Genomic DNA, 16626 nt, shown 5'->3' with positions numbered 1-16626 from the left:
GCTCGGCACGCAGTTGGCCCCGTCCAGGCTGTAGGGGTACGGGATGCTGACGCTGGTGTTGGACTGCGGGTTGGGGCCGGCGGGGTAGTTGTCGGTGCCGGGGCTGGACCAGGTCACGTTGTCGAAGATGTTGCCGGCGACCTGCCAGTAGCCGCGCTCACTGGTGTAGAAGGTGCCCAGGACGTCCTTGGAGTTCTTGAAGTAGTTGTTCTCCACCTTGGCCTTGGCGCCGGCCCGGGAGTTGATGCCGGACTCGTTGAGGCTCACGTAGTGGTTGTTGTAGATGTGCGCCGTGCCACCGCGCAGCAGGGGCGTACGGGAGTCGATGTTCTCGTACAGGTTGTGGTGGTACGTGATGTAACCGTTCGACAGGTCGCTCTCGCTGGACCCGACGAGGCCGCCCCGGCCGGAGTTGCGCAGGATGCTGTAGGACAGGGTCACGTACTGGGTGTTGTCCTTCATGTCGAACAGGCCGTCGAACCCTTCCGACTCCCCGCCCGAGGCCTCCAGCGTGACGTGGTCGACCCAGACGTTGCGGACGCCGCTCTCCATGCCGATGGCGTCGCCACCGTTGGAGGTCGGCGAGCCGGACTTCTTGACGTTCCGGATGGTCACGTTCTGGATGATGATGTTGCTGGCCTCGCGGATGTGGATGCCCAACTGGTCGAAGACCGCCCCGCTGCCGACCCCGATGATCGAGACGTTGCTGATCTGCTTGAGCTCGATGACACCGTCGGCGGTGTTGCAGCTTCCACCGGACACCTTGCTGGTGTTGCCGTGGTTGATGGTCCCCTCGACCTGGATGGTGATCGGGGTGCTGCTGCTGGCGCGGCTGCACAGGGCCGCGTGGATCTGGGTCCCGGTGGTGGCGCGTACCGTCTGGCCGCCCGCGCCGCCGGTGGTGCCACCGTTCTGGGTCGCGTATCCGGTGGCGCTGCCGGTCGCCGCCGACGCCTGGGGTGTCGGCAGCGCCACGACGATCGCGGCCCCGACGGCGCCGACCGCCGCGGTGGCCAGTGTCGCCTGGAGTCGCCGTGTGACTGGTCGTTTCATCACGTCTCACTTTCGAGTGGGGTGTGGCTGCGGGGAGATGCCGTGGTGATCGCGCGAACCGTCGCGGTTCCCGCCCCCCGGGCGGGGCCGGGTGCCGGTGACGGGTGCCGACGGCGCGGTACCACTGCGTGCGGTCGACGGGACGGTCGACGGCACGCTTGGAAAGCGCTTTCCCATGAGGGAGGATAGGTACGCGTCACTCGATCTGGCAAGGCTCTGCCCGGATTCAGGGACAGTGCCCCATCTGTCCGCTGGCCGGTGTGTGCCGACCGGCGGCGAGGTGCAACCGGATCTGCCCAGGCCGGAGTCTCGGCTATAGTCGCCGGATGCACGCCGGGCACCGTCAGGTCGGCGTCGACGGGCGCAGACCGCTGTCGACGCTCTTCGTGCTGGCCGTGCTCGTGTTCGTGCTCTCCGCAGCGCAGGCCGTGGGTCTGTGCATCGTGTTCCGACTCGGGCGCCGTGCCGTGCCGGGCTGTGTGCCGGCCTGGTCCGCCGACCGCGCCCCGCCGCAGCTCGCCGCCGTCGCCTGACACCCGCCCGCCCGCGTCGGAACGGCTCCCGGTCGCTACCCCGACCCGCCGTGCCGCCGACCCGGGCTGCCGCACGACCGTGCCGTGCGCTGCTCCCCTCTGCGCTCCGCCAGCCCCGCTGACCTGCCACAGACCAGCCGGCTGAGCGGTTGCCCGCTGGGTCGGCGTACCCGGTCGCGCGCGGACCTGCCGCCCGGCCCCGGCCCCGCGCGGGTCGCGTGGCGCGTCGGGCCGACCACGTAACCGCCGACGCCGGACCGTCGCCACCGGTTCCCGGCGCCGCCGTCGCCACGGCCGGCCGTAGGTGCCCCTCGGTCGGTCCCGGCTGCCCACCGGCCACACCCGCTGCGGAGCTGCCCCATGGACATCGAGCACACCCCACTGCCCGGCATCGGATCCCGTCACTGCTTCAGCACGGCGGAGGGACGTCGGGTGGGCGTCGTGACCCGCCATGCCGACGGCCGCCGGTACCTGGTCCACGACGACGGCCGGGACCCGGACAGCACGTGCAGCGTGGCCCTGACACGCGCCGAGGCGATCGTGCTGGCCGGTCTGCTCGGCATCGTCGACCTGGTCGACGTGACCGAGGGGCGAAACGACCGCGACGCTCCGCCGTCGTGCACCCACGTCTAGGAAGGGAGAACGGGATGCGGACGCATCCGGTCAGCAGGCAGGACGAACTCGACGTCCTGCGGATGGTGCTCGAAGAACAGTACGAGCGGCACCGGACACAACTCGCCCTGCTCGCCCGGCAGGCCGACCGGTCGGGCCGGACGACGGTCGGTGCGGAGAGCAGTGCGACGGTGACGGCCGTGTCGCGTCGCGCTCTCGGCGACCTCTCCCGGGCGCTGCACCACCTCGAACAGGGCCGGTACGGCAGGTGCCAACGCTGCCGGACGGACATCGCCATCGAGTACCTGGCCCACCGGCCCGTCGCGCGGTACTGCCCCCGCTGCGAGGTGGCGCCCCCGCCGGGAAGCGACCGGCACCGGACGGCAGGAACACCATGAGAAGGGAAACAGCCATGTCATCCGGACCTGAGCAGCAGCACGGGCCGACGCCCGTGGCCCGCGCACCACGGCACGTCGCCGTCGTCGGGGCGGGGATGGTGGGCCTGGCCACCGCCTGGTTCCTCCAGGAGGCGGGCGTGCACGTCACGGTCTACGAGCGGGACCGGGTGGGCGCCGGGGCCTCCTGGGGCAACGCCGGGTGGTTGACGCCCGGTTTGACCGCACCGCTGCCCGAGCCGGCGGTGCTGCGGTACGGCCTGCGGGCGGTGCTCAGTTCCCGTTCGCCGGTGTACGTGCCGCTGCGCGCCGATCGCCAGTTGGTGCGCTTCCTCGCGTCGTTCGTGGCGCACAGCACGGCCCGGCGGTGGCGGCGGGGGATGGCCGCCTACGTGCCGCTGAACGAACGGGCCCTGGAGGCGTTCGACGTGCTGGCCGCCGGTGGCGTGGCCGCGCCGACCCGCCGGGCGGGCAGTTTCCTGGCCTGCTTCGGCGGGGAACGTGACGCCCGGGGCCTGCTGACCGAGCTGGAGCAGATCCGCGCCGCCGGCCAGAAGGTCGACTTCCACCTGGTCACCGGCTGGCGGGCCCGCGCCCTGGACCCGGCGCTGACCGACCGGGTGAACGCCGTGATCCAGCTCCACGGGCAGCGTTACCTGGATCCGCCGGGGTTCGTCCGGTCCCTCGCCGAGGCGGTGCGGGTACGTGGCGGTGAGATCGTCGAGGGCGTCGACGTGGTCGACGTGCTACCCCGGGCCGGCGGTGTCTCGGTCGTCGCCGGCAACGGCGAGCGGCAGCAGCACGACGTGGTCGTCCTCGCCACCGGCGCACTGCTCGGCGAGTTGGCCACCCGCTTCGGGGTACGCCAGCCGGTGCAGGCGGGGCGCGGCTACAGCTTCAGCGTGCCGGTGCGGCAGATGCCACGTGGCCCGCTCTACTTCCCGAAACAGCGGGTGGCCTGCACGCCGCTGGGCGATCGGCTGCGGGTGGCCGGGATGATGGAGTTCCGTCGCCCCGGCGACCCCCTCGACCCGAGGCGGATCACCGCCATCGTCGAGGCGGTCCGTCCGCTGCTCACCGGCGTGGACCTCGACGAACGGCGTGACGAGTGGGTCGGTTCCCGCCCGTGTACGCCGGACGGGCTGCCGCTGATCGGCGCCACCGCCGCGCCGGGGGTGTTCGTCGCCGGTGGCCACGGCATGTGGGGCATCGCGCTCGGCCCGCTCACCGGGCAGTTGCTGGCCCAGGCTGTGCTCAAGGGGGAGACGCCACCCGAACTGGCCCCCTTCGACCCGCTGCGGACATAGTCGCGGCCGGGAGCGTCGCGGACGGCCCGGCGACCTGACCGCAGGTGGGACCTCCGGCGAGGTGGCGGTGCCGACACCGCCGCCGGACCGGAGGTCCCACCGGCCAGGCGGGACTTCGGCCGGGGCGGGGTCAGCCGGTGGTGACCCGGATCGGTCCCTGGAGCACAGCCAGTCCACGGTGGATCGCGACCTGGTCCACCGTGGGTGTGCGGTAACCGGCCTGCCGGATGTGGGTCAGCAGGCGCGCGTCCGGGCTCATCCCGTGTACCTGGAGGTAGTAGCCGACCGCGTCGGTCCAGATCCAGTGGCCGTCGGTGCGGAAGGTCAACGGAACGACGACGGCCCGGTCCGGGTCCAGGTGGTCCGGCTCCCGGGCGGTGGTCGACAGCAGTGGTACGCCCGCCCGCAGATAGTCGAGGATCCGGTCCCGTTCGGCAGAGTCGGCGATCCGTTCGTGGTCGGGGTCGAACTGCGGCCCGCCGATCGGGTCGACCCGGTCGAAGACCCGGGCGATCGTCACCGGTTCTGCGGTGGTGGCGGTCCAGAGCAGGGCCGACCCGCCCCGGGCCAGCCGCTGGTAGTCGGGCAGGTCCAGCCCCGGGTGGTAGACCTCGACCTGCGGATCCGGCAGCCCGACGTCGTAGAGCGCCCGCTGGAGCCGTGCCGCCACGGCCGGCAGGTCTGCGGTGGGCCGGTCGGCCTCCAGCAGGTACACCCGGACGGGCGGTTCCTGCGCGTGGGCCGACGACCGGAGTCGCCATGCCCGCCACAGCGCGACCGCACCCGGCTCCGCCCCGGCGGTCTCCACCGCCACGGCGTCGACCTCGTCGGCAGCCACCGCAGCCAGGTCGGCGTGCACGGTCGTCAGGTCCAACAGTTGCGGATCGTTGCCGGACCAGACGACGGCACCGGGCGGTACCGGCGCGAAGGCGTACGGCGGCACAGCCGGTCGCGCGGTACCGGAGAGTTGGGTGAGCATCCCGGCCTGCGGGTGCTCCGGTACGACGGTCGCCAACAGCTCGGCATCCACCGCCGGCAGTGCCACACCCCAGGTCACGGCCACCGTGTACACGGCGTTGGTGACCTCGGTCAGCCGGCCCTCCGCCAGCCACTGCCGTAGCGCCGGCATGATCTCCGGGGGTGTGTGACCCGCCAATCGCAGCAGCAACCGGTGGAAGCTGGCCTGCGGGTCCGGGTCGGGAACGTCGGTAGCGGTCACCATGTCTCGTCCATCCGGGTAGTCGGGTCCGGCGGCGGCTGCCGGCCGGCGGCAGGGTCTTGCAGTTGGTCGAGCAGGCGCCTGACGAAAGGCGTGCCACCCCAGCTTCGGAGGTGGCGCTCAATCGTGGACTTGGGCGGGAAATTCTCCGGTAGTTGGCGCGGGTGACGGTTGCGCACCAGGTACAGCGCGCCGTCCAGCAGTGCCCGGTCGGAGTACCTCCGTAACAGGTGGACCTGCTGCGGCAACAGCGGCCTGACGCGTTGCCACTGTTCGTCGGTCAGGTTCTGAGGATGGGGGCGGGACGGTATCTGGTTCTTGGTCCAGTCCACGCCCAGTGTTTCCAGCAGAGGGACGAGGAGATTCTGCTGGTTCCATTGGGCTACGTACTTGTCGACGTTTCTTGGGGCGGGAAAGTGCGATGGCAGGTCCGTCCACCTGGGTAGATTGTTCTCTATCCGGTAGAGAATGGCGTTGACGACGGCTCGCAGGGGTTCGTTCGACCTCTGCTGAAACCCCGGCAGCATCGGCTTGATGCGCTGCCACTGTTCGTCGGTCAGGTCCGACGGGTAGTGGCCGGGTGCGATCTGGCCAGGACGGGCCGGGCCGATCCCGGCCGGCGGGAGTTCTTCGATGACGTGCCGGCCCCACTTGTAGTAGGCGGTGGAGATTCCTTGCCAAGGCTGGAAGGGGGGTGGTAGGTCCTTCCAGGCAACCTTGTTGGCCAGCCTGAACAACATGCCGTTCAACTGGCGCCGCCGATTATCCGGGCCTCGTACGGGCGTCAATGTCCGCAGGGCGTGCCGCCACTGCTCGTCAGTCAGGTCAGAAGGATGGGAGACGTCCTGTTCCTGCCGGAGATCCTCACCTCCCTGATGGGCGGTCTGTCTGACCGCAAGGACCGGTGTCCGGCCTGCGGAGGCTGGTTCCGGGAACAGGAGTGTCGGGGCAGGGAGATCAAGCAGCAGAGGCGGATGGGTGGTCGGTGCGTGTCCCACAGCGGTGTCCTGGAAGATGTCAGTGGGCGCGGGGGTCCGGAAGGTGTGCCAGCTGTCCGGGTCGTCGCTGGTCAGTCGCCCATCTGCGGTGAACCGGACCTCTCCGTCGGTCGCGGTGACCGGGGTGCCCGGCAGGAGACCGGCCAGCCGGGCGGCGAACCCGTTGGCGGCGTGGTCGAGGACGAGAACGATCTGTCGCTGTTGCCAGGCCGGGTCGGACTGGATGATCTCGGCCAGCCGCTCCGGGCTGTTGTGCTCCTCTCCGAGCGTGAGCGCGGTCGCGCCGTCGTGGGTGAAGACCAGGTAGTGTCCCGGCACCGGTGGGAAGCTCTGCGCCGCAGCGAGGTACGCCGGATCGGTTCCCGGGTCGACCAGGGCCACACCCGCCCGGACGGTGTGCTGCACCCGGGCGGCGACGGGCAGGGACTGGGCGAGCTGCCCTGCGGCGATCGACGCGGACAGCACCCCACCGAAGGCCAGCTCCGCCGACCGGTGCTGCTCGCGCAGGAGGGCCAGTTGGCGGCGGGCAGAGGTGATGTTCTCGTCGACGCGCCCGGCGGAGAGCCTGGCGAGTTCGGTCCAGCCGACGAGTTCCACGAGGGTCCCTTCGGCCTCGTGCAGCGCGTCGGTCAACGCGATCCCCCAGTCGTTCACGGCTCTGGCGTGGTCGGGGAAGCTGTCGTTCGGCTCCGACCCGGTACCGTCGGCGGCGCGGTCCGCGTCGATCGTGGCCACGTCCCCCATCAGCGCCCAACGGCTGAGGATCGTCTCCAGCTCGGACCATCTGCTCAGGTCCGTGCCCGTGATGGTTCCGGGGTCCTTCATCGCGTCCGAGATGGCCTGGAGGGTGCCGGTGGTCAGATCCTGGAGGGTGCGGTGGGCCTCGCGAAGTTCGGCAATTCCCCTACGTGCCTGCGATGTGAGGTCGTTCACCGTCGAGATGACCGCGCCTGCCTGCTCCGCGACGTCCACTGGCCGGTGTCTGACCTCAGCCGTCTGCTGTACCTGCAACACGGTAGCGATGGACTGGCGGATGTCCGCCAGGCTCTGGCTGGCGTCGATGGTCGCCTGCTCGGCGATGTCGGGGGTTGACGCGAGGTCTGTCGTCAGCGCCTGAAGGTCGGACATGATCTCAGCCGCCTCCTGGGGCGCGTTGTCGATGCGTTCGACCGCTTGTCGGAGTTCACCGTGTGTGGCGTTGATGCGCTGGGTCAGTTGCCAGAGCCGGTCGGCGTTCTCCCGGACGGTCTGCCTGCTCCCGGGAGTGTCCCCGACCAACCACCCCTGGTCGGCGCCGGGAGAGTTCGTCCAGGAGAACGGGCCCTGGACCGGCGCGCTGCTGCTGCTCGCCTGCGGGACGCTGGGGGTGTCAAGCAGATAAGGGCCGGGCTCGGTGCTGACGGTGACCGGCGTCGGCGTACCCGGGGCGGTGGTGACGGGATCAGCCCCGGCGGCCGGTGCTGCGGTGTTGGCCCGGATGGTGTGCCACCGCCCGGGGTTGGTGAAGTGCGGGGTGCCATCAGCGTCGTAGCTGGCCTCGGTGGCGACCGCCTGCCCGGTGGGGGTGGTCCACACGATGGTGTCCGGTGCGGTGACCGGGATGTTCGGTAGCAGCTTCGCCAACCGGATGGCGGGCCCGTTGTCGAGGTCGACCCCGGTCCTACAGGAGATGAGGACGACCGGTCGTCCCTGCCAGTCCGGGTGGGCCCGGACCATCTGCGCCAGTTGCGCGACGTCGATGCGCTGCTGTCCGTAGTGGAAGGCGTCGGGGGAGCCGTGCACGAAGACCAGGAACCGTCCCGGCACTGCGGGGAAGGACTGGGCAGCGGTGAGGTGCACCGGATCGCCCGGGTCGACCAGGGCCATACCCGCCGGCACGGTGGTGGGCACCGCCGCTGTCGGGGAGGCTGCGGTGGTGGGGGTATGGAAAGTCTGCCAGCTGTCGGGGTCGTCACTGTGTAGGTGCCCTTCGGCGGTGAACCAGACATCTGCGATGTTCGCGGTGACCGGGGTGCCTGGCAGGAGGCTGGCCAGTCGTGCGGCGTATCCGTCGGTGGCGGCGTGGTCGCGGACGAGGATGATCGGACGTTGCTGCCAGGCCGGGTCCCAGCGGATGAACTCCGCCAGTCGCTCGGGGCTGGTGTGTTCTTCCCCGAGGGTGAGGATGTCTGCGCTGTCGTCGTGGCTGAAGACCAGGTAGCTGTCGGGCATCGGCGGGAAGGATCGCGCCGTCGTGAGGTACGCGGGGTCGGTCACCGCGTCGTACAGGGCCACGCCTGCGGGGACGATGTGCTGCACCCGGGCGGTGGCGGGCAGGGACCGGGCGAGGTCCTGTGCGGTGATCGAAGCGGACAGCACCCAGTCGAGGGCCAGCTTCGATGACTGGTGCTGCTCGTGCAGGAGTGCCAGGTGGTGACGGGCAGAGGTGATGTTCTCGTCGACGCGTCCGGCAGAGGTCCTGGCGAGTTCGGCCCAGGCGGAGATTTCCGCGAGGATCCCGGCGGCCTCCTGCATCGCGTTGGCCAGATCGGCCTCCCGATGACCCGTACTTCCCGCCACGTCAGGAAGATCGTCATCCAGTTGGGACACGACGTCGCTGGTGGGGCGATCGGCGTTGGCGGTGGCTGCCTGCGCGGTCAGCGTCCACCGGAAGAACACCGTTTCCAGCCGGGACCAGGTGCTCAGGCTCGCCCCGGTGATGGTGCCGGGGCTGCCGGCCGCATTCGAAATGGCCTGGAGCGCTGGGACGCTCAGGTCCTGGAAGCCCCGGTTCGCCGCGCGGATCTCCGAAATCCCGACACCCGCCTGCAACGCGAGGTCGTTCACCATCGACATCGCCGCTGCCGCCCGCTGTGCGACCGCCGCCGCCTGCGGTGTGGCATCGGCCAGGTACTGCTCCCGCAACACCGCCGCAATGGACTGGCGGACGTCGGCCAGGCTCTGACTGGCGTCGACGATGGCCTGCTCGGTCTCCTTGTGGAGGGACGCGTGTTCCGCGCTCAACTCCTGCAGGTCCGCCATGATCTCACCCGCCCGCTGGGGTGCGTTGTCGATGCGTTCGACCGCCTGCCGGAGTTCGCCGTGTGCGGCGTTGATGTGTGCGGCCAGTTGCCCGAGTAGTTCGACGTTCTCCCGGACGGTCTGCCTGCTCCCAGGAGTGTCCCCGACCAACGATGCCGGGTCGGCGCCGGGAGAGTTCGTCCAGGAGACCAGGCCCTGACCCGGCGTACTGCTGCTCGCCTGCGGGACGCTGGGGGTGTCCGGCAGATAGGGGCCGAGTTCGGTGTGGCGGTTGACCGGCGTCGGCGTACCCGGGGCGGTGGTGGCCTGGATGGTGTGCCACCGCCCGGTCGGGTTGGTGAGGCGAGGCGTGCCATCAGCGTCGTAGCTGGCCTCGGTGGCGACCGTCTGCCCGGTGGCGGTGGTCCACACGGTGGTGCTCGGCGCGCTGACCGGAGTACCGGGCAGCAGGTTCGCCAACTGTGTGGCGAAGCCGTTACCGAGGTCGGCTGCGGTCGCGCAGGCGACCAGGACGACCGGTCGTCCCTGCCAGCCCGGGTCGTCCTGGATCATCTCCGCCAACTGCGCAGCGCCGATGCGGTGCTCTCCGACGATGAGGGCGTCGGGGGAGCCGTGCACGAAGACCAGGTACCGTCCCGGTACCGCCGGGAAGGACTGCGCGGCGGTGAGGTGTACATGGTCGGCCGGGTCGACCAGGGCCAGACCCGCCGGCACGGCGGTCGGCACCGCCGCTGCCGGCGACATGCTGGTGGGTACCGCCGCCGTCGGCAGGGTGGTGGCGACCGGTACGGCTGTCGTCGGCGAGGTCGCGGTGGTGGGCCCGTCGGCTACCGCCGACACCGGTCCGGGTTCGAGGATCCTGGCGATGTCCCTGCTCGCCGTTTCGTACCCCCGCGCGATCTGTTCCAGGCGCCCGGACGGAGTATCGACCGACCCTGCCTCGGGCGGCTGCGCACCGGAACGACCGGGAAGCTCCTGCGACGGGGTGGCAGTCGGCACGACGGAGCTGAGCACACCGGCCGGGACACCCAGGTCCAGGGCGCCCTGCCGGTCGACGACCAGTTCGACACCCCCGGACCGCGCCAGCGGTGGGCGGTTGCTCCCGGGCAGGCTGATCGTGAACTCCAACGCGGCGTAGATGAAGAAGACCGAAGTGTCCGCACGGAGCCAGGCGCGGCTCTCGGTCCACGTGGTCTGGTCCGCGCCGACGGTCCGGCCCCGCTCCCCGCCGACGGAGAACTGCGGACCGACCCGTTGACCCGGGGCCACCTCGAAACCGAGCGTGAGGGTGCCGGTCAGGTTGTCCCGCGTGTTCTCACCACGGCTGTGGGCCACCAGGTCGGTACCGTGGTCGTAGTTCTCCAACTCGGCCTTGGCCATGTAGTACAGCTGGCCGACCGGACCGAACCGGGCATGTACCCGGAAACCGCTGCTGCCGAAGTCCCACACCTCACCCTGGCTGGCCACCGACCGGAACCGGGCGCCACCGGGGCTCAACATCGCGGCGAGACTGTCCCGCATCGTCTCGAAGGTGAGCCGGTCGACCGCCGGAGGAACGGTCGCCAGGTCAAGGGCCTGGCCCCGGCCGCTCTCCTGGAGCGCGTCGATGATCGCCCGTAGGCCGACCATGCCCTCGATCCGGTGGGTTGCCGGCAGCAGGTTCCGCAGGCCGATCCCGAGGTCGGTGCGGGGTGCCCGGTTGGGAACGGTGCCCTCGGTGGGAACGGTTACCACCTGGTCCCCGACCGCCCGGATCACTGCCAAGCGGACCGGCGCTTCGCGGCCCAGCATGTCCTTCAACAGCCGGCCCATCCCGTCCGCGATCCGGGTACGTAGACCGACGATCTCGACGATCGTCGCGGTGAACTCGACCGCCTGGGTGAAGTCGGTGAGTTTGTTCGCCCGCAGGCCGGTCATGAACAGCAGGTTCGACCCACGGGTGTCGGCCTGGTCGACCCGGACGGTCCGCGACTCGGTCACGGCCAACCCCAGGTACCCGTCTGTTTCGCCCGGCCGGCCCGCGCCCGTCAGCCCCACGGTCAACCGGTCCGAGGTGACGTTCCGGCGGCTGGCGTCCTGGTAGGCGTTGCCCCGTTCGTAGATCTTCTCGCCGGTACCGCCGGGACGGCTGTCCCGCGCCGGTCCGACCAGCTCGGCGGAGAGGTGCAGCTCGAAGGTCCGACCGCCGGCCTTGAACGTCCACGCCGCGCCGTCGTCGCGCATCTTCGGCAGGTACGGACCCAGCCCGGACGGCAGGGACTGGATCTGGGTGACGAGATCCGGTTCCCCGAAGTCGGCGGCCTGCCTCGCCAGTTGTCGGGTCAGCGCCGCGAAGCCCGTTCCCACGCCCCCGTCGCCGAACAGGATCGGCCACACCGCCGCGCCGGAGAGACCGTCCCGGAGGCTGGCCGGGGGTGCCAGGTCGCTGCTCAACGCCGGGGGCACCGACGGAGTGGCCTGCTGGGTGGTCGGGCTGTCGTATCCGTCGAGCAGGCCCGTGCCGTCGAACCCGTCCCGCTGGGCCAGCACGTCGGTCAGCAGCACGTTCAGCAGTACCTCACCGGTGGCCTCGACGGTCCGGCCGTCCACGGTGAGCCGGTTGACCACCGCCGTCCGGACGATCGCCATCCGGGTGTCCTGGTACACCCCCCGGTAGCTGCCCACGGTGTACATCGACGCGCTGCTCTCCCCGGTACCGTGGGACCGGGTGGCGGCGCCGCTGCCGGCGAAGAGACCGGAGCCGTCCGGGCCGAGCGCGGACAGACCGCCCGTACCCTGCACCTGCCGGCCGCGTTGGGTCAGCGTCTCGCCGCCCTGCTCGTGGCCGACCTGACTTTCCTGTACCTGTTGGGTGTACGGGAACCAGACCTTGACGATCTGCGGGCGGCCGACCGGCTGCGTGGCCAGACCGACGGTCCGGTCCCCGATCGGGATGGTCGCCGCACCGGTGAGAGCCCGCATCACCGCGCTCTTGTAGACGGTGGGCGTCAGGCCCTGCCAGACCGTGGCCTTCGGCAGGTCCGGCAACTCCCCGATGAGGGCCTGCTGCATGACCCCGACGCCCTGGACGCCGATCACCGTGTAGATCGCCGCCCCCATGGTGGTGAGCACCGACGGTGACTCCGGGGCGATCACCAGGTCCGGCAACGGTGCGTCGTGGGCGGCGACGTGCAGGACGTCCGGCTGGAGCAGCACCGCAGACCCGGGCACCGCACCGCTGCCCACCGGGACCGGGCCACGCTCGGCGAACCAGTGCCACTGGATCGGCACCCGGTAGCGCGAGCTGGGCATCTTCTGCCCGTCGGTGTCCGAGGTCACCGAGGTCGACTGGGTACGGCCCAGCTTGTCGGTCGACGACAAGCTGCCCTCACCCCCGAACTGGAACTGTCCGGTGCTGCCGTCGGCGGTCGTCCCGCCAGCTCCGAGATAACCAGAGCCGTCGGTGACCCGGCTGCGCGCGCCCTTGACCGCCATGGTGTCGATGCTCGTGTGGCCGTACTGCACCTGATATTTGGTGATGCCCTGATGGGTGCTGGCGGCACCGTCAGCCTCGGCCCAGATGCCGATGGTGAGCAGCCGGGCCGGGTCGGCCGGCGCGATCGGGGCCGGGAAGGTCCAGGCGACGCCGGGCTGCCCCGCGTCGGCGGTCAACACGTCGTCGGCCCTGGCCCGGAGGGCCTGCTCGGACGACTGGCTGAGCAACGTGCGCCAGTTCGCCCACGCCTGTCCCGGCCGGTTGAGGTCCGCTCCGGTCACCGCCAGCTCCTGCAGCAGATCCCACGGCGTCCGGCCGGGGGCCGCCGGAGCACCAGTAGGCCGGACCGATTCCGGTGGCAGGTATCCATTGGCTGCCATGACGGTGGCGATCTCGCTGTAGAGGCCGGACACACCGTCGAGGCGTTCGACGAAGTCCATCGTCAACCCGAAGCGGGAGCCCGGCGTCCACCACTTCCGTGCCCGGTCGGGATCGGCATCCCGGGCGAGCTGCGTGTCCTCGGCACGGTCCGCCGCCCGGTGAGCCTCCGTACCGGCCTCGGCCCAACCGGGTGGCATCCCAGGCAACGCACGCAGGTCCGCCGCGTGCAGCATGAAATGGGCGAAGCCGGAGATCTCCTTCGAGCCGCTGACCGGTGGCTCGTCACCGCGTCGGTGATGCACGTCCAACCGGACGGTGAAGTCGGCCAGCACGTTCTGCACCCCACCGCCGACCCGTTTCGACCGGTACAGCATCCCCCGGTGATGACGGATCGCCTGGGTGCCGGTACGCCGGGTGTGCTGGCCGCGCCCACCGATCCGGAGCACCTGATCGAACAGCCGGGCCGCGCCGGTCACCGTACCCCGGGCCGATCTTGTCGCGTCCTGGCTCAGGAGTGTCTTCGACACGATGGCCAGCACCTGGTCGAACCGGGTCTCGCCGCTGCGACTCACCTCGCTGATCTTCGTGACCGTACTGATCGGTCGTGCCTGGTCAGCGGCGGTGAGGCTGAAGCTCAGGTGCCGTCCGTCCCGTTGCAGTACGTGGCGGAACTCCTGCTGGAAGGTCCCTCGCTCACGCGGGCGCAGGATGTCCCCGAGGCTGAGAGCGAGCTGGTCGTTGGTCACGTACGCCTCGACGACGGGCTTCCAGAAGGCGTAGTCGTCCGGGCTGAGGATCTGACGCATCTCGGTCAGCACCGAGTCGGCCAACTGCACCCGGGGCACCCCGTGATCGAGATCCCAGACCGGGAACTGCTCGGCGGTGCTGACCTCGACTTCGGTGAGGTAGTTGGGGTCCATCGTGCCGCGATGGCCGGGGTTGCTGCGCTGTGTCTGATCATTCGGCGCGGGGAAGGGCAACTGGAACTGGGCCACCGCGTAGGGGACCAGGTCCTCCCGCAACGTGCCGTGTTCGTCCTGGAGGGTCAGCTCCCGCCACCGCCCGGTCTGCCGATCCTGGACCCGGACCACCCAGCCGACCGGCAGGTGCGTCCAGCCGAGGGGCTCCTTGATCCGGAACTGTAGATAGTCGGCGGTGGTGTTGGCGGCAAGCTGCCGATGACCCCAGGTCTTCATCCCGCCGACGGCGGCGCCGGCGTCCAGCCGGGCGGCACTGATCTCGTCCGATACCCCGACATCGCCCCGGTAGGCCACTCCCGCGTCGACGCTCAGCCCGTGCGTCGACGTCTGCCACGTCGCCGTGTCCCGGTAGCGGTAGATGCGCTTCTCCTGCTTGCCCGAGAAGCGGGTGCTGTCGGGCTCCTTGACCCCGAGCAGGCTCCCTTCCTTGACCACCGGCTCCCCGGTCGCCACCGCCCAGAGCCGGATGTCGTACGTCCTGCCGTCCACCATCGCGGAGAGTGCCGCCCCCTCGTCGAGGACCTGACCGAACTGCGAGGCCAGGGTACGGCTGACGACCTCCTCGGTGACCGCACCGGTGCCGAAGGGCACCGAGTGGTTGAGCCAGGTGGTCAGTTCCGGTACGAATGTCAGCTTGCCGATCGAGTGGAAGGCGGTGACCAGCCTGCTGTGGTCGCCCACCACGCCGGGCACCGTCGGTCGGGCACCCGGCTTCCCGTCCTGCCACTGCGCGGTGGCGAGTTCGGTGAGCCGGCGCCGGAGCACCGAATCGGAGTACCGTTCCACGCTGCGCAGGTCGGTGCGCAGGGTTCGGGTGTTGGGCCGTGCGGTGCGTACCATCGTGGTCAGCTGCCGGATTTCGGCCGGGCCCACCCGGCCGGCGCCGAGCAGTTCGAGCGCCATCGAGCGGTAGTCGGACGGATCGCTGTACCAACGGAATCGGGAGTCGGCGTAGAGCCGGCGTCTGGTGTCCACCAGCCGGGCGACGTCCGACCGGGTGATGCCCTCCGGGTCGAGGGATGTCGAAGCGGACGCCCCGGCGGAGGTCACCGGCGACATCACTTCCCACAGGTTTTCGAGTTCGTGCCGGCGCTGATCCGGCGAGTCCGCCTGGCCCGCCTGCCTCTCGATGCGGCGGGTGTGCCTGTCCACCACCGACCGGTAGACGCCGGTTTCGCGGAGCGCGGGCCGCGTGGCGGTGAGGGACCGCACCACGCCGCCGCCCTGCGCCAGCAGCGGGTGGCGGTCGCGCCACTGCTGTCGGGCGGTTGCCTGGTCGACGACCCGCTGCAGGTTGTCCCAGGCGAGGGTGCCCCGATCGCCGAGCTTGTGTTGCAGCAGATCCTGTACATGGCTCAACCGCAGTGGCCCGGCGGGTACGGCCCCGTCGTTGGTCTTCAGGTATCGCCGGTAGGCCAGCTCGACGACCTGGTTGAGGGTGACCAGGTTCTGCTCTGTCGGGTCGATGCCCAGTTTGGCTGCTACCAGGTCACGGGCCAGCCCGCGTAACTCAAGCTGTCGATCCGACGCGACGCCACGCGCGCCCAGCACCTGGGCGATGCGTCGATCCAGTTCCAGGACGGCGTCTGCGTCATCGCCGAGCGGACGGTCGTCGAGTCGCTGCCGCAGCACTTCGAATCCTTCGCGCCGGCTCAGCGCATCCAGCGTGACCGGATTGCCGCGCCCGACCAGCGTCTCGACGTGGGCGTTCAGCCGGCCCAGGTGCGACGGGTCGACTTTGCTGACCGACGGATCCAGCACCTGCTGGACCAGCGGCAGGAAGTCGGCGTCGGTGAGCCTCTCCGGGTTCAGGTTCCGCGCGCCGGTCTGCATGGGAAAGCCCTGGTACAGCACGCTGGTGAGCCAGTGCCGTGCCCTGGTCGCCGGATCGTCGGTGCTTCTCGCCGCAGCGGCCTGCGCTGCGGCATGCACCTGCGCCGTCCCCTGCCACGTCTGCATCTGCAAGGGCGTGGCACTGACCAGTGCCTGGGTGACGGAGGTCGGCGGCAACTCCCCTGCCTGTCGGGCCTCCTCGACCAACGCCGCCAACCGCGCCACCGTTGCCCGTACCCCCGCAACTTCGGGTGCCGTCTGCTCCTGGCTGAGGCGGCTGAGCTGCATCTCCAGGACCGGCAGCACGGCGTCGGCCCAGGCCGCGTCGGCCCGGTGTGTGTCGGCCGACGCAGCCGTAGTCGGCTCGGCCGGGTCGGTGTCGGGGCGCCCGACGGTCTGCCCCGGTGTCCCGTCAACCGACACGGTCGGCGCGGGCCCGGAGTCGGTGGTAGCCGCCGTGACGACGGCGCGGGTCCCGTCGGTTGGTCCCGCGCTGGCCTCGATCGACGGTGGAGTGCTGGTGGTGCTCGGCAGGGCAGGGCTGGACGGGGCGTTCTGCGCCTCCGTCGCTGGGGCCAGGTCGGGGGTGATCACGGCGACACTGCCGGGCGGTGTTGCCGTCGGTGGGCGTACCACGGTGACGGCGGGTACGGCGATGCCGAATGGGTCGGGCCGGCTGGCGTCGTCGGAATCCGCTGTCGCCTGCCGGTCGGATGCGCGCCGTTGGAGTGCCGGTGCCGGTGGCGGTGGCGGTGGCGGGGCGGTGCCAGTGGCGGCTGTGCCGGTAGCGCCGGGCTGTCCGGTTCCGGTGGAGCCGAC

The 16626-nt window shown here is 70.6% G+C and carries 7 protein-coding genes; 4 read left to right on the top strand and 3 right to left on the bottom strand.

The window, feature by feature from the left end; translation table 11 throughout:
• On the bottom strand, nt 1-1053 hold a 1053-nt coding region (locus tag GSF22_RS17945; RefSeq protein WP_208814773.1), incomplete at its 3' end, for a pectate lyase family protein.
• A gap of 326 nt (nt 1054-1379) precedes the next feature.
• On the opposite strand from GSF22_RS17945, the gene GSF22_RS17940 reads away from it, so the two are divergent.
• From GSF22_RS17940 to GSF22_RS17925, 4 genes are all read left to right on the top strand, one after another.
• The gene (locus GSF22_RS17940; protein WP_208814772.1) at nt 1380-1586 is read left to right on the top strand and encodes a hypothetical protein; all 207 of its coding nucleotides are present in this window, start codon (nt 1380-1382) and stop codon (nt 1584-1586) included.
• A 360-nt stretch (nt 1587-1946) separates the two neighbouring features.
• Entirely contained in the window at nt 1947-2219 is a 273-nt protein-coding gene (locus GSF22_RS17935) for a potassium transporter TrkA (RefSeq protein WP_208814771.1), read from the top strand.
• A gap of 14 nt (nt 2220-2233) precedes the next feature.
• A complete protein-coding gene (locus GSF22_RS17930; protein WP_208814770.1) occupies nt 2234-2596 on the top strand; it encodes a hypothetical protein in 363 nt (120 codons plus the stop codon).
• A 14-nt stretch (nt 2597-2610) separates the two neighbouring features.
• Nucleotides 2611-3900: an NAD(P)/FAD-dependent oxidoreductase gene (locus GSF22_RS17925; protein WP_208814769.1), complete on the top strand. Its 1290-nt coding sequence runs from the start codon at nt 2611-2613 to the stop codon at nt 3898-3900.
• Nucleotides 3901-4030: 130 nt separating this feature from the next.
• Here the strand turns inward: GSF22_RS17925 and GSF22_RS17920 are convergent, their stop codons facing one another.
• Both GSF22_RS17920 and GSF22_RS17915 read right to left on the bottom strand, forming a co-directional pair.
• Nucleotides 4031-5122 carry a hypothetical protein gene (locus GSF22_RS17920; RefSeq protein ID WP_208814768.1) on the bottom strand — a complete coding sequence of 364 codons (1092 nt, stop codon included), beginning with the start codon at nt 5120-5122 and terminating at the stop codon, nt 4031-4033.
• Entirely contained in the window at nt 5116-16401 is an 11286-nt protein-coding gene (locus tag GSF22_RS17915) for a transposase (protein WP_208814767.1), read from the bottom strand. Before GSF22_RS17915 ends, GSF22_RS17920 begins: the two co-directional genes overlap by 7 nt.
• Nucleotides 16402-16626: the final 225 nt, after the last annotated feature.

The organism is Micromonospora echinofusca, from assembly GCF_017614955.1.
Taxonomy (GTDB): Bacteria; Actinomycetota; Actinomycetes; order Mycobacteriales; family Micromonosporaceae; genus Micromonospora; species Micromonospora echinofusca_A.
The sequence above is the reverse complement of the archived record's forward strand: the minus strand, read 5'-3'. Positions and strand labels throughout refer to the sequence as shown.